Origin of the sequence: Ensifer sp. PDNC004 (assembly GCF_016919405.1) — a bacterium.
GTDB lineage: Bacteria > Pseudomonadota > Alphaproteobacteria > Rhizobiales > Rhizobiaceae > Ensifer.
The window spans coordinates 1,769,117-1,784,689 of sequence record NZ_CP070353.1; the positions used below are offsets into that span (position 1 = coordinate 1,769,117).

The window sequence follows — 15,573 nt, forward strand, 5'->3', positions numbered from 1 at the left end:
AGTGCTCTCGTGAGGGAGAGCGGGACGCGGGCGGAAAACCGCACACACCTTTTCACATCCCGCTCCAAACGGCGAGCGCCGCGACATCACTTGGAAATCGCGGCGCTCCGGTCAATCATCTGACTGCCGCGATCAGCCCTTGTCGATCGGAAGGGCCACGAAGCGGCTGCCGTTTTGGGCCTCAATCTGGAAGAGCGCCTTGCTACGACCGTCCTTCTTGGCAGTGTTGATGACCTTCAGGATGTCGTCGGCGGACTTCACTTCCTGATTGTTCACCGAGACGATCTTTTCGCCCTGCTTCAGTCCGCGATCGCTGGCATCGGAGTCTTCGTCGACCGAAGCGATAGTGACGCCCTTGCCATCATCGGACGGCACGACCGAGACGCCAAGGTCGGCCAGTGCCTGCTCGCTCGACGGCTGGGCTTCATCGGACTGGTCGTCCTGGCTCTTGGCAGCTTCCTTGTCGTCCTTCGGCAGCGTGCCGATTTCGAGCTTGACGGTTTCCGCCTTGCCGTCGCGCCACAGGGCCAGGTCGACCGTGGTGCCCGGGCGGATCGCCGCAACCTTGCGGGCAAGGTCACGCGGATCCTTGACCGTATCGCCGTTCAGCGCGGTTACGACATCGCCCTTCTTGATGCCGGCTTTTTCGCCCGGCGAACCGGCCTGCGGCTCGACGACGAGCGCGCCGCTTGCTTCCGAAAGGCCGAGCGATTCGGCGATGTCCTTGGTGACGGGCTGGATCTGCACGCCAAGCCAGCCGCGGGAAACCGAACCGTCCTTGATCAGGTCGGCAACCACATCCTTGGCAACGGTTGACGGGATGGCAAAGGCGATACCGACGTTGCCACCGCCCGACGGCGAGAAGATCGCCGTGTTGATGCCGACGACTTCGCCGGAGAGGTTGAAGGTCGGGCCACCCGAGTTGCCGCGGTTCACTGCCGCGTCGACCTGCAGGTAATCGTCATAGGGGCCGGAGCCGATGTCGCGGCCACGCGCCGAGACGATGCCCGAGGTTACCGTACCGCCGAGACCGAAGGGATTGCCGACGGCAACCACCCAGTCGCCGACACGGACCTTGCTGTCGTCGGCCCAGCTGACATAGGTGAACTTGCGCTTGTCGTCGACCTTGAGCACGGCGAGATCCGTGCGGCTGTCCTTGCCGACCAGCTTGGCGTCGAGTTCGGTGCCGTCGTTGAGGATGACGGTGAAGGCCGAGCCATCGGAAACGACGTGGTTGTTGGTGACGAGGTAACCGTCATCGGAGATGAAGAAGCCGGAGCCCTGAGCGGTCGGACGCAGGCGGCCTTCGCCATTCGGGCCACGACGGCCGGGGCCGCGGTCGGCACGGTCGTCGCCGCGCGGGCCGAATTCCTTGAAGAAACGCTTCAGCGGATGGTCTTCCGGCAGATCATCGAAACCGCGACCGTTGAAATTGAAGTCGAAACCGCTTCCGTCTTCCGACACCGGATTGGCACGCGACTGGACGCGGACCGAAACGACCGCCGGCGAAACGGCCTCGACGACGTTGGCGAAGCTCGGCACCGACGGCGCTTCTACCTTCACCGGATCGGCAAAGGATTGCGAGATGCTGGCCGGCAGACCCGAGGTCAGCATGACGGCGGCAAGGCCGGCGACGGTCGAGGTCTTCAGAACGGTCTTGAGGGAGGGACGCAGGGATTTGGTCGTAAACATCCGTTTTGCCTTTTCTCTTCCTTGATGCCGTCGAAGACGGCACCGAAACCTGGTTGCGAAACCGCCTCAGGGAAGGCGGAATTCGTTTTGGCTGACTGGAGGAACAGCCGATGACCAAAGATGTAACGGATGGGACCTTACTGAGTTCTGTCCGGAAAATGAATTTTTGGTAATGTTGTGAAGAGCTGGCTCGGGCTTGGCTAAGTGCCTACCGGGAATTGCGCGTTGGCGCGAACGGCATTGCCCGCCACTGGAGGGGATCTCCAGCGATATCAAAAGATTAGTGCGGGGCCGGTGCAACGGATGCGCGTTTGGCGAGCGCCGCGTTAAGGCTGAAGCAGCTTCTTCAGCTTTTCCTTCTCGTCCTCGGAAAGCGGCGTCCCTTTTACCTGGGCGCCGCGACGGCGAGAGGCGATAACAAGCGTAATCGCCCCGACGAGGAGCAGGGTCGCCGGCATGCCCCAAAGGATCAGCGTCTTCGTCTCGAAGCGCGGCTTCAGCAATACGAATTCGCCATAGCGGGACACGACGTAATCGATGACGGCCGTGTCGCTGTCGCCGTTGGCCAGCCGCTCACGCACGAGCACCCGCAGGTCCTTGGCAAGCTCGGCGTTGGAATCGTCGATCGACTGGTTCTGGCAGACCATGCAGCGCAGTTCCGCCGAGATCGCCCGCGCCCGCGCTTCGAGCGCGGGATCGGCAAGCACCTCATCCGGGTTGACGGCAAAGGCCGAGTCGACAGGCGCGAACAGAAGCAGGAGTGCCAGGAGCAGGCGGTTCATTCCGCAGCCCCCACCGGCACCGTCTTCGGTCGCTTGGCCTTGGTAGGTGCGCCGACGCGCAGGCGGCGATCACTCAGGGAGACGAAGCCGCCCGCCATCATGAACAGGGTGCCACCCCAGATGCATAGGATCATCGGCTTCCACCAGATGCGCACGACGATACCGCCTTCGCTGATCTGGTCGCCGAGCGAGACATAGAGCTGGCTCAAGCCGAAGGTGCGGATGCCGGCTTCCGTCGTCGGCATGCGGCGCGCCTGGTAGAGGCGCTTCGATGACCAGACCTCGTCAATAGCAACACCGCCGCGGCTGATGGTGAAGTGGCCGGACTCCTCGGAATAGTTCGGGCCGCTGCCATTGCGCATACCATCGAAGCGCAGGGTGTAGCCGCCGGCATCGACCGTCATGCCCGGCTTCATCTCCACGACGGTTTCGGTCTCGAAGGCCGTGACGGCGACGATGCCGATCAGGGTGACGCCAAGGCCGATATGCGCAAGCGCCGTGCCGAAAGCCGAACGCGGCAGGCCAGAGAAGCGCCGCCAGGCGACGTTGCCTGCGACCTTGCCGAGGCCGGAGCGCAGCGCCAGGTCCGTCAACGACCCGACGATCACGTAGACGCCAAGGGCAATGCCGAAGAGTGCAAGAACCGGCCCGCCGTTCATGAAGTAATAATAGGCGACACCGAAGAGCAGGCCGATGGCGACCGCTGCGAAGAGCCTCTGCGAAACGCCGGCAAAGTCGCCGCGCTTCCAGGCAAGCAGCGGGCCGAAGGGCACGGCAAAGAGCAGCGGCAGCATCAAGAGGCCGAAGGTCATGTTGAAGAAGGGCGGGCCGACCGAGATCTTGTCTCCGGTCAGTGCTTCGAGCACCAACGGATAGAGCGTGCCGGTCAGGACCGTCGCCGTCGCCGTCGTCAGGATGAGGTTGTTGAAGACCAGCGCGCCCTCGCGCGAGATCGGCGCGAAGATACCGCCGGCCTTCAGATGCGAAGCGCGCAAGGCGAAGAGCGTGAACGCGCCGCCGATGAAGAAGACGAGAATGGCGAGGATGAAGATGCCGCGGGTCGGGTCGGTCGCAAAGGCGTGAACCGAGGTCAGGACACCCGAACGCACGAGGAAGGTGCCGAGCAGCGACAGCGAGAAGGTCATGATCGCGAGAAGCACCGTCCAGATCTTAAGCGCCTCGCGCTTTTCCATGACCAGCGCGGAGTGCAAAAGCGCGGTTCCCGCAAGCCAGGGCATGAAGGAGGCGTTTTCGACCGGATCCCAGAACCACCAGCCGCCCCAGCCGAGCTCGTAATAGGCCCAGTAGGAGCCCATCGAAATGCCGGCGGTGAGGAAGGTCCAGGCGGCAAGCGTCCAGGGCCGGACCCAACGCGCCCAGGCCGCGTCGATCCGGCCCTCAATCAAGGCCGCGATGGCAAAGGAGAAGCAGACGGAGAAACCGACGTAACCGAGATAGAGCAGCGGCGGATGGATGGCGAGACCGACATCCTGCAGGATCGGGTTCAGGTCCTTGCCCTCGCCCGGCGCCGGCATCAACCGCGCGAACGGATTGGACGTCAGCAAGATGAAGAGCGCGAAGGCCATCGCGATCCAGGCCTGGACGGCAAGCACGTTTGCCTTCAGCGTCTCAGGCAGGTTGCGCCCGAAGGCGGCAACCAGCGCCGAGAAGAACGTCAGGATCAACAGCCAAAGCAGCATCGAGCCTTCATGGTTCCCCCAGACGCCCGAGATCTTGTAGATCAGCGGCTTCAGCGAATGGGAGTTTTCCCAGACGTTGCGGACGGAGAAGTCCGAGGTCACGTAGGCGAAGGTGAGGACGGTAAAGGCGAAAGCGACGAGCAGAAAGCAGGCGACGGCGGCACTGGAGGCCAGCTCCATCAGGCCGCGATCGTTCAGCCGTGCGCCGAGGATCGGTAGGGCCGCCTGAATGACCGCAGTCGCCAGCGCCAGAACCAGAGCGTAGTGTCCGAGCTCGATGATCACTTGATGGTTTCCTTCCCGCTGAGCTCGACACCCTGCGCCTTCAAACGGTCGGCGACATCCTTGGGCATATAGGTCTCGTCATGCTTGGCGAGAACCGAGTCGGCCACGAAGACCGAGCTTCCCGCGACGAAGGTTCCCTCCGTCACCACGCCCTGCCCCTCGCGGAACAGGTCGGGCAAGATACCGGTATAGGTGACCGGCACGCCACTCAGCGTATCGGTGACGGTGAAGGTCACCGTCTTGCCGTCGCCGCGCTTGACGGAGCCGGCTTCGACGACGCCGCCGAGGCGGATGCGGGTTCCCGGCGGTACGTTGGCCTTTTCGAGGTCGCTCGGCACATAGAAATAGGCGATCGCCTGGCTGAAGGCGAACATCACGAGGAAGGCTGCAAGCACCAGGAAGCCGACACCGCCGCCGATGATCGCCAGTCTTTTTTGTTTGCGCGTCATTGCGTTACTCCGTCGGTGGCAATCCCGAGCTGACGCGCCAGCGCCAGCAGCTGCTTGCCGCCGTCGCCATCGGCCGGGAAGGTTTTCAGGCCCTCCCTTAGCGCGGCCAGCGCCTTGTCTCGTTGATCAAGGACAACATGGGAGCGGATCAGTCGCGCCCAGCCTTCGAGATTATCCGGATTTTCCTTCAGCCGGCTTTCGAGGCTGCCGACCATACCCCGGATCATTTCCTGGCGATCGCCGGCGCTCATGCTCTGGGCCGCAGCCACATCATCGGCACTCGGATTGCCCGGCGCTGCAGCGCTGGTGGCGCCCCCCAATTCAGCCACGTGCTGTTTGACGAGCGGCAGCCAGGGTGCGTCGGCCGGCGACGTCGCGACCAGCCGGTTGAAGGCGGTCAGTGCTTCCGCGTTCTTGCCTTCCTGCTTGAGGCCGAGGGCAAGATAGAATTCCGAGCGCGGGTCATTGGGGTCGAGCGCGAGCGCCTGCTTCAGCGCGTCCTGCGCCTTGCTCGTCACGACGCCGTCGGACTGCACGACCATTGCCTCGGCGTAGCCGCCAAGACGTGCCGGCGTCGGGCCGAGCAGGCGGATCGCCCGGTCATAGGCATCGACCGCATCTTCGACGCGGCCGTTGCGCATGTAGATCGGCGCAAGCAGGTCCCAGCCGGCGCCGTCGTTCGGGTTTATCGCCAGGTGGTTCTCGGCCTTGGCAATCAGGATGTTGATGTCGCCATTGGGATCGGCCAGGCGTGCGGCGAGCGGCTGCGCCGGAAGGCCCGGACTGCCGGTCAGCAAGTAAAGACAGAGCCCGACGGCCGGAAGACAGAGCAGCACGAAGGCCTGGGCCAGACGGCTGACACTGCGACGCGGCGCAGCAGCCGGCGCCACTTCGCTGTCGCTCTCGCCAACGGCCAGCAGCCGGCGCGCCACTTCGGCGCGCGCAAGCTCGGCGTCATCGCCGCCGATCAGACCGCTGTCCTGGTCGCGCTTCAACTCCTCGAGCTGGTCGCGATAGACTTCGATGTCATGGCTGTGGGGAGACGACGGGGCTTCCCCTGCCCGCAGCAGCGGCAGGATGAGCACGGCAGCGACAGCCGCCGTCAGGGTGGCGACGAGGATCCAGAACAACATGGAAGCTCAATACTATGGCCCCCATGCCATTCCAACACGAAAACCCCTTATGACGGAGATTTGAGGCGTTTCGCCGCAACGGCGGATCGAGCCGCCCGGGCGCATCCGGAAGACCCGGCCCGCCAGGCCTCAGGTCAGCGGCGTCCAGCTGCCGTCCGGGTTGCGGCAGGCAGCGCCCCGCGCCGTCTTCGGCTGGCCCTTGACGGTAACCGTGTGGCTATACTGGCGGCAGTTCTGCGACCCGACCTGATAGGGAGCGGCTGCAACGACCGAACCGTTGACGCCGCGCCCGTCCCAGGTCACCGGCTGGCCACCGGGGGCCGCTTCAAGTGCGCGGTACTCCGCCTCCAGGGCCCGCTGGCGGTCCGATGCTCCGATGTCGAGATCGGTAAGACGCGCGATCACCCCGCCCTGGAGTGCCGCGATGTAATTGGTCGAGGTGGCACCGCGCGTCGCCGTCGAGCCGAGGCTGGCGGCCGCACCCTTGCTGCCCGTCGTGCCGCATCCGGCCAGTGCGACGGCCGAAGCGACCACAACGATCCTGCCGCCGACGACAATAGCCCGTGTCATTTCTGCCTGGTTCCTCATGATCCGCGACACTCAATCATCCTATCCGAAGTCGCATCCTTAAGCTCGTTCCATTCGAGCACGGTGACGACTAGTCCTTGATTTTCTTTTGGCATTCCCCGCGTGCCGAGGCAACGGCGGGCCCTGCGGGTGTGACATTTTCAAGCACGGGTGTGACCCCTAAATCACGATGGATTCGCAAGCGAGCGACGCCAGACCCACGTATTTCTCCCGCACCCTCTAAACGGCCGCCGGCAAAACCAGTTCCGCCCGCAAGCCTCCCTCGTCCCGCCGCGACAGGGTGATGGTGCCCTGGTACTCCCGAACGATCTCGCTGACGATCGAAAGACCGAGCCCGGTTCCCGGCTTGCTTTCGTCGAGCCGCTTGCCGCGCTTCATCGCCACGGCGATCTGGTCGGGGTTGAGCCCCGGCCCATCGTCGTCGACATCGAGAACGATCCACTGCCGTCCTGGTTCCTTGGCATGAACCTCGCTCGGCGCCGGCCTGACGTTCAGCCATACCTCGGCTCGGGCGTGGCGGGCGGCATTTTCGAGCAGGTTGCCGACGGTCTCCTCGACGTCCTGCAGCTCCATGGCAAGAACCAGTCCCGGCGGGTTGATAGACAGATGAACCTGCTTTTCCGGATTGAGCTTGCGCATGACGCGCACGAGGCGTTCGAGCGCCGGCTGCGCTTCGGTCCGCGCCAGCACGGACTCACGCTGCGCCGCGATCCGGGCGCGGCTCAGATAGGACTGAACCTGGGTCTGCATCGCATCGACCTGGGTGCGCACCAGCTCGCCGTGCGATGCCTCGAGCACCCGCGCCTCGTTCAGCAACACCGCGATCGGCGTCTTCAGCGAATGGGCGAGATTGCCGACCTGCATGCGGGCGCGCTCGACGATGCGGCGGTTGCTGTCGATCAGGGCGTTGACCTCGTTGGCGAGCGGCTGGATCTCGCGCGGGAATGCGCCATCCAAGCGTTCGCTTTCGCCGGCGCGGATCTTTTCCATCGAGCGCCGGACCTCATCGAGAGGCCTAAGACCGAAGAGGATGGTGAGCGCGTTCACGCCAAGCCCACCAAGACCGAAGATGGAGAGCGCGATCGTCAGGTTGCGGGTGAAGCGGTTGATGTCGGCCTCGAGCACATCGCGGTTGCCCGCCACGCGAAAGCGCGCCGTGTGGCCCTGGATGTCGAGAACGACCTCGGTCTCGGAGACCTCGACCTCGTTCCCGAAGGGATCCTTGGTGGTGTAGAAGCGGACATAGCCGGTATCGAAGGGCACCTCGTCGACGCTGGCGATCGGCAGCTTGCCGTTGCCGAGCGAGGTCGAGATCAAAGGCGGCGTGTCGAACTCGCCGATCGGATCGACGATCCAGTACCAGCCGGTCTGCGGCTGCGAGAACCGGAGGTCGCCAAGCTGCGGGCTCCCCGACAGCACCGTCCTCTCGTTGACGGAAATCGAGTTGACGACGTTGAAGAGCTGGGCGCGCAGCAGGTCCTTGAAGCCGCGCTCGGAGCCCTGGCGATAGAGCTCGGAGATCACCACGCCGATCACGACGAGCGCCACCACCGCCCAGACGGTGGAGACCACCAGAACGCGTGCGGTGAGCGATCTAATTGCCATTGCCCGGCGCTTGCATACGGTATCCGAGACCGCGCACCGTTTCGATCAGATCGTTGCCGATCTTCTTGCGCAGCCGGCCGATGAACACTTCAATCGTATTGGAATCGCGATCGAAATCCTGATCGTACATGTGCTCGACCAGTTCCGTGCGCGAAACCACCTGCCCCATGTGGTGCATGAGATAGGAGAGCAGCCGGAACTCGTGCGACGTCAGCTTCAATGCCACGCCATCGACCGTTGCCTTGGAGCCCTTGGTATCGAGGCGGACCGGGCCGCAGACGATCTCCGAGCTCGCATGGCCGGCAGCGCGCCGGATCAGCGCGCGGATGCGGGCGAGAACTTCTTCGACGTGGAAGGGCTTGGCGACATAGTCGTCGGCGCCGGCATCGATGCCGGCCACCTTGTCGCTCCAGCGGTCACGCGCCGTCAGGATCAGAACCGGCATGGTCTTGCCGTCGCCGCGCCATTTTTCAAGGACGGTGATGCCGTCCATCTCCGGCAGGCCGATGTCGAGGATCACGGCATCATAGGGCTCGGCGTCGCCGAGATAGTGCCCCTCCTCGCCATCATAGGCCTGGTCAACGACGTAGCCGGCCTCCTTCAGCACCTCGGCGAGCTGCCGGTTCAGGTTGGCGTCGTCCTCGACAATCAGAATGCGCATCCGTCTTTACTTCCTCTCGCGGCCATCCTGCTGCATGTGTCGCCAAATCTGGCCAATTCAAGGATAAGAACACGCAGCCATTCAAAGTGCTACAGCGACCTTCGTACGCCTGATACGGCACACGGCGCTGCAGGGATAGCCTACATCGGCACCTTGACGGTTACCTTCTTCGGCCTACCGCCATTGCCGGGAACAAGCACGGTGATCACGCACTGACCATCGGACGTCGGCTGCGCCGACAGCAACTCGCCGCCGGTGTCGGCCACGACCTGCGCGGCAGCCGCACTGCAATCGCCGGCCACACGAACGACAAGATCCGACGGCACGCTGATCGCTGGCGGGCTGAAGCCGGCGAGGCCTGCAGCAAGCGCGGCTATGATCACTGGTGAAGACATGAACGCACTTTCGACTTGGGAAGCATCATGGCAGAAGGAATAAACGAACGAGGCTGAATGGCAAATGAATGTCGGCCTTTCGGACCGGCAAGCACTATCGGGAAACGCATCACCTCCCCCGAAATCCGACCTTAGATTGCGGCGATTCTTCCCTGGAGGAAACCCGCATCGGCCAATCCGTTGCCTAGCCATAGCCGCGTCCTGCGACAGTTTGAGCGACGCGATCGCGCAAGGAACGCGGCCCGGAACCCAAGGCCACCAGACGGAACAGCCCAACCGTCAGCTTTCGTTAAGCATGTTTCGCTAGGATCGTTTTGCTGACCTAAACAGCGCCGTTCCCGATCGAGGGCGGCATGGCTGCGCACCCATTTTGCCGATTCTTTTGAATCGCTTGGCGGATGTCGCTCGCAGCGTGATTCAAACACTTCAGAAACTGATTCAGGTTCGGCGCCCTTTCAAACAAGGCTCGGCCATCACGGCCCTCGGCCCTGCCGAGGCAATGCGTCACCACGGCACCGATCACGCCCGCAGCAGTGTCGTCTTCTTAGACACAGCACTGCGAACCGGCCGACCCTTTTGCCACAATCTATGCGCGCAAATTACTTCAAAAATAGCTGCAACTTAAACCTGTTGACGACCAGGCGCGATGCGTGCTGTGTATAAACGAAAAATTAATCGATTTAAAGATTTTTCAATCGTTTAAATGATTTAAGCCACTGATTTACAAAGCCTTTGCGATGTGAAATTGTCCGCCACATCATACATCACGAAACCGTCACAGAACCCGGGAGGATCGCATGCAGACGCTCGCAAACAACCAGCCCGCATCTCAGCAGTCCAAAGTACCGCAATCATTGCTCGACCGTTTCGAGAGCGAATGGCGTGAGATGCGCGCCGCGAGCGACGCAACGCCGAAGCCGGTCGCACCGGCGGAATAAGGCCCGCCTGAGTGGCGCGCCTGCGCGTCACCAGCCCTGCCCTTCGATTTCCCTAGATTGTCGTCGGACAGCGCTCGTTCAGAGCGCTTTTCGGTGAGTCCTTAGCAGACCGGCGGTGAGGCTATCACCGCTGGTCGCGACGTTTCCACCCCAGTGCGGCCGGCGAGGCACCACCGATGCCAAAGCCCATCCAGGCAGCCCGATCAGGCTCCGCTAGCGCCCTTTTCGAGCGCGCGCATCAAGGGCGCCCCTTGCAATTTTTGTAGTGATTTTCAGCCTTTTTGCCATTCGGCAAAAGCATGTTAATCTTTCTTCATGCTGACGGAAGAGATCGAAAGACTCGCGCTGAGCCTGCCCGGAACGGAGGAAAATGCGCATTTCGGAACGCGAGATTTCCGCGTTGGGAAGCGTATTTTCATGAGCCTGCCGGAAGCCGGGCGCGCCGTTTTCAAGTTCACGCCCGATCAGCAGCGCATGCTTCTGGAGATGGAGCCCGGCGTCTGCGCCGCGGTGCCGGGAGGTTGGGGCGACCGTGGCTGGACCTCGCTCTATTTCGTACAGGCCGACGAGGATCTCGTGCGGCAGTCGATGGAAACGGCATGGCGCAATGTTGCGCCGAAAAGCCTCGTCAAGAAGAACGGCGGCAGCCACTAGAGTTTCGTTGGGGCAGAACGGCCCTGCCGGCGCCGCACTGCCAAAACGATTCCGCCACTTCGGCTAACCCCTTGTTAGTCCAAGTTTTCCTGTCCGACTTCCAGCGGCCAGGTGACGAGATAATCCTCGTAATCGTCGACATCGATGCCGTCTTCCGCAACGGTGCGGCCGCGGACGGAAATGCCGGCGGCGTGAACCGTTTCCGGATCGCCCGAAATCAACGGATGCCACCAATAGAGATCGCGCCCTTCGGCCACCAGCCGGTAGCCGCAGGTCGGCGGCAGCCAGGTTATCTCGCGCACGGCCTTCGGCGTCAGCTGGATACAGTCGGGCACAGTCGCCTGGCGGTTGGGATAGTCCTTGCAGCGACAGCTCTCGCCGTCGAGAAGCGTACAGCGGATCGAGGTCCAGGCGATCTCGCTCGTGTCCCAATCCTCGAGCTTGTTGAGACAACAGAGGCCGCAGCCGTCACAGAGGCTTTCCCACTCGGTGTCGGTCATGTCTTCAAGGCTTTTCGCCTTCCAGAAAGGCATTTCGCCCATCGTCATCACACTTTCGTCAAATCGCTCGCGATACAGAAATTTCGCAGAAAATTGCCGGTTTTTTAAGGCCGGCGGCGCGATATGCAAGTAGATTGGAATTTGACGCCGTGCAAATATTACATGGCGCCGGCATGATGCCGTAGAGCCTTCAGGTGGTTGAGACCGTGCGGGAACCGAGGAAAGACGATAATCGGCCGAAGAAACGGCACATCTTTCTCAGGATCGACTCCTGGATCGATTCCACAGTCTGGAATGCCGGCTTCAAGCTGGGGCAATGGTGGGAAGACACCACCATCTTCTTCCGCCGCTTCCGCGCCACGGGCTGGAAGAAAGTCGTCTTCGAGGTGCTCGGCGAAGGCATGAACTGGGGCACGGTCGGCTCTGTGCTGATGCTGGCACTCGCCCTTCCCGCCTTCGAGGAAACCAAGGGCAACTGGCGCGCCCAGAGCGATTTCGCCGTCACCTTCCTCGACCGCTACGGCAATGAAATCGGCCACCGCGGCATCATCCACGAAGACTCCGTACCGATCGACGAGCTGCCGGATCACCTTATCAAGGCAGTGCTGGCGACCGAAGACCGGCGCTTCTTCGACCATTGGGGCATCGACTTCCTCGGCCTTGCCCGTGCCATGACCGAAAACGCCCGCGCCGGCGGTGTCGTGCAGGGCGGCTCCACATTGACGCAGCAGCTTGCCAAGAACCTCTTCCTGTCGAACGAGCGGACGATCGAACGCAAGATCAAGGAAGCCTTCCTCGCCGTCTGGCTGGAATGCAACCTGTCGAAGAAGGAAATCCTCCGGCTCTATCTCGACCGCGCCTATATGGGCGGCGGTACCTTCGGTGCGGCGGCTGCGGCGCAGTTCTATTTCGGCAAGTCGATCACCGATGTCAGCCTGGCGGAATCGGCGATGCTTGCCGGCCTCTTCAAGGCGCCGGCGCGCTACGCGCCGCACGTCAACCTGCCAGCCGCACGCGGACGCGCCAACGAGGTTCTGACCAACCTCGTCCAGGGTGGCCTGATGACCGAGGGTCAGGTGATCGCCGCGCGCCTCAATCCGGCGACAGTCATCGATCGCGCCCAGGTGAAGGCGCCCGACTTCTTCCTCGACTGGGCCTTCGACGAAGTCCAGCGCATCGCCCGCCCCTTCGCGCAACATTCGCTGATCGTGCGCACTACCATCGACATGGGCCTGCAGAATGCCGCCGAGGATTCGGTGGAATCGAGCCTGCGCCAATATGGCGAGAGCTTCCGCGTCAAGCAGGGTGCGCTGGTGATGGTCGAGAACGGCGGCGCCGTGCGCGCCATGGTCGGCGGCCGCGACTATGGCGAGAGTCAGTTCAACCGCGCCACCCGCGCATTGCGCCAGCCGGGTTCATCTTTCAAGGTCTATACCTACGCGGCAGCGATGGAAAAAGGCATGACGCCGGAGACGGTCGTCGTCGACGCGCCGATCACCTGGCGCGGATGGTCGCCGCAGAATTATGGCCGCAGCTATGCCGGCCGCATCACCATCCTGACGGCCATCGCCAAGTCGATCAACACCATTCCCGTGCGCCTCGCAAAGGACAAGCTCGGCACGGACCTGATCGCCCAAACGGCCAAGGACATGGGCATCGAGACCCCGATCCGGACCGACAAGACCATGCCGCTCGGCACATCGGAAGTGACCGTGCTCGACCAGGCGACCGCCTACGCGGTGTTTCCGGCCGGCGGCATGCAGTCACGCCGCCACGGGATCAGCCAGATCCTCAACTATGACGGCGACATTCTCTACGACTTCGGACGCGACGCGCCGCCGGCGCGGCGCATCCTCTCCGAAACCGCCAACACGTCGATGAACTCCATGCTGACGCAGATCCCGATCATCGGCACGGCGCGCAAGGCCGCGCTCGACAACGGCATCGTCGTCGGCGGCAAGACCGGCACGACGCAGGCCTATCGCGACGCCTGGTTCGTGGGCTTCACCGGTGACTATACGACTGCGGTCTGGTTCGGTAACGACGACTACACCTCGACCAACAACATGACCGGCGGTTCGCTACCGGCGATGACCTTCAAGCGGCTGATGGACTACGCCGAGCAGGGCATCGAACACCGGACGATCCCAGGGATTACCGCGCCGACGACGCCGGCAAAGCAGCCGCCGCAGGTGGCGTCAGCGAAGCCGGACGAAAACGCGTTGCCGCCGTTGGTGCGGCCGCGCTCGCTTTCGACCGACGTCACCCGGCTTCTGCGCAGCATCGGCGAGACCTTCGAAAAGGCACCGGCACTGAAGGCACCCGAGAAGGCCGGCGGCAAGCTTGCCTCTCTCGGCGCGGCTGAAGAACCACGATCCGGACAGGCAAAGCCCGATGCAGCCAGCAACTGACCGTTCGGCCATGCCCGCCTTGCTTTCGTATCCCGGTTGCGATGTCCGGTTCGAGGTCGTCGCCGTTGCGCCGGCCGCGGATTTCGGCGACATAGTGGGTCAACCCGGCGGTGCTACGCCGCGGGACCATATCCGGTAGAGTCGCCCTTGTTTCGAATCCCCTTCCTCGTCGCGCTTACCCTTGCCATCGCCTTCGGCGGCGGCATCGCCTCGGCGGTATGGGCGCTGAAAGCGACCGTCGGCTTCGGCTCGATCGCGATCGGCCCTTGGGTCGCCTTTCCTGAGGCGCAGACGGCCAATGCCGACCCCTATGCCAAGGCGCATCGGGCGCGCGCCGGCGAGTTGCTCTATGGCGGCGCCGAAGGGCTGATGTTCAGCGCCCAGGCCGACAGCAAGGGCGAAAAGCTCCAGGCGGCCTGCTCCTATGATGTTGCTGGGCTGACCCCACAGGCCCGCTTCTGGACGCTTTACGCCGCGAATGCAGAGGGCCTGCCGCTGCGGCCCGGCTCCGACCTCCCCTCCGCGCTCAACTCCTGGACGGTCCTGCGCGGCGAAAACAGCAACTTCACCATCCATGTGTCGCCGAACGCACAGCCCGACAATTGGCTGGCCGTGCGCCACGCGGGCACGTTCCGGCTGGTGCTGACGCTGCTCGATACGCCGACGGCCGGCTCCTCCGGCCTGATCGATCTCGCCATGCCGGTGATCACCAAGACGGGTTGCGGCGATGCGTAGCGTTCTCTTTGCCACGATCCTCGGCCTGGTCGGCGCTGCGCTGCTGCACATCATCATCGTGCTGGCGCTGCCGCAGTTCACGGGCCGTGACGCCTATACCCGCGTCCTCGGGCTTTTGGAGATGGACAGTTTCTTTGCGCTGACCAGCACGCCTGGCCCGACCGGCCTTGCCAACGACGATCCTTATCTGAGAACCGCGGTCTGCAGCTTCTCGATCTCGGACGGACCGGCGCGTTTCCTCGCCAGTGGCAACGTACCGTTCTGGTCGCTGGCCGTCTTCGACGGCAATTCGAATGAAGTCTTCAGCATGAACGACCACACGGCGGTCAACGGCAAGCTCGACCTCGTCGTCGCAACGCCGATCCAGTTGGTCGAGCTGCGAAAGTCTCCGCCGCAGGCGCTCGCACAATCGATCATGATCGAGATGAAGGAACAGGATGGCTTTGCCGTGCTGAGAGCGATGGCGCCGGTCGACAGCTTCGAAGAGCAGGTCCGCAACTTCCTTGCGGAATCGACCTGCGAACCGTTCCGTCGCTAGACGATCCTGGATAGACGTCGGCCAACAGCAGCAAACTTATAAAGCTGCGCCGAGATACGCGGCGATGATCCGATACCGCGTCGAGCGCAGCGGTGCATAGGAGAGAGGCCCGAGGTACCGGGCAAGAACAGTGACTTGAACGCGACCGTTTCGCTCGCCCATTGCGCAGGAGCGCTGGGGCTCACTGCTTCTTGATGCGGCGCCCGTCCGGTGCGGTCGGCTGCGGGTCGCGATCGAGGCGCTCGTAGCGGATGCCGGTGAACAGCAGCACTTTCGCTCCACCCGAAATGGCCGGAGGCCGGTGCGGCGGTATACGGACCTTGCGGTCCTGAATTCTGATCACGTCTGCCATGCTCGTCTCCACAAAGTCTTGAGACGGATGAACTACCGTACAGATTTCACCCTGCCCTTCTCGGGCCAGCGCATTTTCCCAGATCTTCCCTGGACAGGCGCGCCTTTCTCGTTTGCTCCTTCTTCCGGTCGCCCGGATGTTGCTGTTCTGGTTCA

General features: G+C 63.1%; 16 protein-coding genes. 5 read left to right on the forward strand and 11 right to left on the reverse strand.

Annotated features, from left to right (window positions below):
* Window positions 1–132 precede the first annotated feature (132 nt).
* From JVX98_RS16835 to JVX98_RS16875, 9 genes are all read right to left on the reverse strand, one after another.
* Window positions 133–1,692 carry a Do family serine endopeptidase gene (locus JVX98_RS16835; protein WP_192447450.1) on the reverse strand — a complete coding sequence of 520 codons (1,560 nt, stop codon included), beginning with the start codon at window positions 1,690–1,692 and terminating at the stop codon, window positions 133–135.
* A gap of 326 nt (window positions 1,693–2,018) precedes the next feature.
* Window positions 2,019–2,474: a cytochrome c-type biogenesis protein gene (locus JVX98_RS16840; protein WP_205239244.1), complete on the reverse strand. Its 456-nt coding sequence runs from the start codon at window positions 2,472–2,474 to the stop codon at window positions 2,019–2,021.
* Window positions 2,471–4,459: a heme lyase CcmF/NrfE family subunit gene (locus tag JVX98_RS16845; protein ID WP_205239245.1), complete on the reverse strand. Its 1,989-nt coding sequence runs from the start codon at window positions 4,457–4,459 to the stop codon at window positions 2,471–2,473. Before JVX98_RS16845 ends, JVX98_RS16840 begins: the two co-directional genes overlap by 4 nt.
* A complete protein-coding gene (gene ccmE, locus JVX98_RS16850; RefSeq protein WP_043625713.1) occupies window positions 4,456–4,908 on the reverse strand; it encodes a cytochrome c maturation protein CcmE in 453 nt (150 codons plus the stop codon). Before ccmE ends, JVX98_RS16845 begins: the two co-directional genes overlap by 4 nt.
* Complete coding sequence (gene ccmI / locus JVX98_RS16855; protein WP_205239246.1) at window positions 4,905–6,041, reverse strand: c-type cytochrome biogenesis protein CcmI; 1,137 nt, start codon at window positions 6,039–6,041, stop codon at window positions 4,905–4,907. The genes ccmE and ccmI overlap by 4 nt, the downstream gene beginning before the upstream one ends.
* 129 nt (window positions 6,042–6,170) lie before the next feature.
* Window positions 6,171–6,611, reverse strand: coding sequence for a hypothetical protein (locus tag JVX98_RS16860; protein ID WP_192447455.1), 441 nt, complete (start codon window positions 6,609–6,611; stop codon window positions 6,171–6,173).
* 237 nt (window positions 6,612–6,848) lie between these two features.
* On the reverse strand, window positions 6,849–8,234 hold the full coding sequence (locus JVX98_RS16865) for a HAMP domain-containing sensor histidine kinase (RefSeq protein WP_192447456.1): 1,386 nt from the start codon (window positions 8,232–8,234) through the stop codon (window positions 6,849–6,851).
* A complete protein-coding gene (feuP, locus tag JVX98_RS16870) occupies window positions 8,224–8,895 on the reverse strand; it encodes a two-component system response regulator FeuP (RefSeq protein WP_034789361.1) in 672 nt (223 codons plus the stop codon). The genes JVX98_RS16865 and feuP overlap by 11 nt, the downstream gene beginning before the upstream one ends.
* A gap of 140 nt (window positions 8,896–9,035) precedes the next feature.
* Window positions 9,036–9,290 (reverse strand): hypothetical protein, encoded by a 255-nt coding sequence (locus JVX98_RS16875; RefSeq protein WP_192447457.1) that lies wholly within the window; start codon window positions 9,288–9,290, stop codon window positions 9,036–9,038.
* A gap of 797 nt (window positions 9,291–10,087) precedes the next feature.
* Between JVX98_RS16875 and JVX98_RS16880 the strand changes: the two genes are divergently transcribed.
* Both JVX98_RS16880 and JVX98_RS16885 read left to right on the forward strand, forming a co-directional pair.
* Window positions 10,088–10,228, forward strand: a complete 141-nt coding sequence (locus tag JVX98_RS16880; protein ID WP_192447458.1) for a hypothetical protein — start codon at window positions 10,088–10,090, stop codon at window positions 10,226–10,228.
* A gap of 315 nt (window positions 10,229–10,543) precedes the next feature.
* Complete coding sequence (locus JVX98_RS16885; RefSeq protein ID WP_034789357.1) at window positions 10,544–10,882, forward strand: MmcQ/YjbR family DNA-binding protein; 339 nt, start codon at window positions 10,544–10,546, stop codon at window positions 10,880–10,882.
* Between the two features lie 74 nt (window positions 10,883–10,956).
* Here JVX98_RS16885 and JVX98_RS16890 read toward each other — a convergent pair whose 3' ends face one another.
* Window positions 10,957–11,424: a YcgN family cysteine cluster protein gene (locus JVX98_RS16890; RefSeq protein ID WP_192448284.1), complete on the reverse strand. Its 468-nt coding sequence runs from the start codon at window positions 11,422–11,424 to the stop codon at window positions 10,957–10,959.
* Between the two features lie 152 nt (window positions 11,425–11,576).
* On the opposite strand from JVX98_RS16890, the gene JVX98_RS16895 reads away from it, so the two are divergent.
* The 3 genes from JVX98_RS16895 (at window position 11,577) to JVX98_RS16905 (ending at window position 15,066) form a co-directional block, all read left to right on the forward strand.
* Window positions 11,577–13,793 (forward strand): transglycosylase domain-containing protein, encoded by a 2,217-nt coding sequence (locus JVX98_RS16895; protein WP_246765033.1) that lies wholly within the window; start codon window positions 11,577–11,579, stop codon window positions 13,791–13,793.
* 147 nt (window positions 13,794–13,940) lie between these two features.
* On the forward strand, window positions 13,941–14,528 hold the full coding sequence (locus tag JVX98_RS16900) for a DUF1214 domain-containing protein (RefSeq protein WP_192447460.1): 588 nt from the start codon (window positions 13,941–13,943) through the stop codon (window positions 14,526–14,528).
* On the forward strand, window positions 14,521–15,066 hold the full coding sequence (locus tag JVX98_RS16905; RefSeq protein ID WP_043620085.1) for a membrane protein: 546 nt from the start codon (window positions 14,521–14,523) through the stop codon (window positions 15,064–15,066). Before JVX98_RS16900 ends, JVX98_RS16905 begins: the two co-directional genes overlap by 8 nt.
* A 181-nt stretch (window positions 15,067–15,247) precedes the next feature.
* Here the strand turns inward: JVX98_RS16905 and JVX98_RS16910 are convergent, their stop codons facing one another.
* Window positions 15,248–15,418: a hypothetical protein gene (locus tag JVX98_RS16910; RefSeq protein ID WP_164475067.1), complete on the reverse strand. Its 171-nt coding sequence runs from the start codon at window positions 15,416–15,418 to the stop codon at window positions 15,248–15,250.
* Window positions 15,419–15,573 lie beyond the last annotated feature (155 nt).

What these genes read in the sequence shown, in the direction of transcription:
- JVX98_RS16835 (WP_192447450.1), bottom strand. Translation starts at nt 1,692, where the DNA reads ATGTTTACGACCAAATCCCTGCGTCCCTCCCTCAAGACCGTTCTGAAG.
- JVX98_RS16840 (WP_205239244.1), bottom strand. Translation starts at nt 2,474, where the DNA reads ATGAACCGCCTGCTCCTGGCACTCCTGCTTCTGTTCGCGCCTGTCGAC.
- ccmE (WP_043625713.1), bottom strand. Translation starts at nt 4,908, where the DNA reads ATGACGCGCAAACAAAAAAGACTGGCGATCATCGGCGGCGGTGTCGGC.
- ccmI (WP_205239246.1), bottom strand. Translation starts at nt 6,041, where the DNA reads ATGTTGTTCTGGATCCTCGTCGCCACCCTGACGGCGGCTGTCGCTGCC.
- JVX98_RS16860 (WP_192447455.1), bottom strand. Translation starts at nt 6,611, where the DNA reads ATGACACGGGCTATTGTCGTCGGCGGCAGGATCGTTGTGGTCGCTTCG.
- JVX98_RS16865 (WP_192447456.1), bottom strand. Translation starts at nt 8,234, where the DNA reads ATGGCAATTAGATCGCTCACCGCACGCGTTCTGGTGGTCTCCACCGTC.
- feuP (WP_034789361.1), bottom strand. Translation starts at nt 8,895, where the DNA reads ATGCGCATTCTGATTGTCGAGGACGACGCCAACCTGAACCGGCAGCTC.
- JVX98_RS16875 (WP_192447457.1), bottom strand. Translation starts at nt 9,290, where the DNA reads ATGTCTTCACCAGTGATCATAGCCGCGCTTGCTGCAGGCCTCGCCGGC.
- JVX98_RS16880 (WP_192447458.1), top strand. Translation starts at nt 10,088, where the DNA reads ATGCAGACGCTCGCAAACAACCAGCCCGCATCTCAGCAGTCCAAAGTA.
- JVX98_RS16885 (WP_034789357.1), top strand. Translation starts at nt 10,544, where the DNA reads ATGCTGACGGAAGAGATCGAAAGACTCGCGCTGAGCCTGCCCGGAACG.
- JVX98_RS16890 (WP_192448284.1), bottom strand. Translation starts at nt 11,424, where the DNA reads ATGGGCGAAATGCCTTTCTGGAAGGCGAAAAGCCTTGAAGACATGACC.
- JVX98_RS16905 (WP_043620085.1), top strand. Translation starts at nt 14,521, where the DNA reads ATGCGTAGCGTTCTCTTTGCCACGATCCTCGGCCTGGTCGGCGCTGCG.
- JVX98_RS16910 (WP_164475067.1), bottom strand. Translation starts at nt 15,418, where the DNA reads ATGGCAGACGTGATCAGAATTCAGGACCGCAAGGTCCGTATACCGCCG.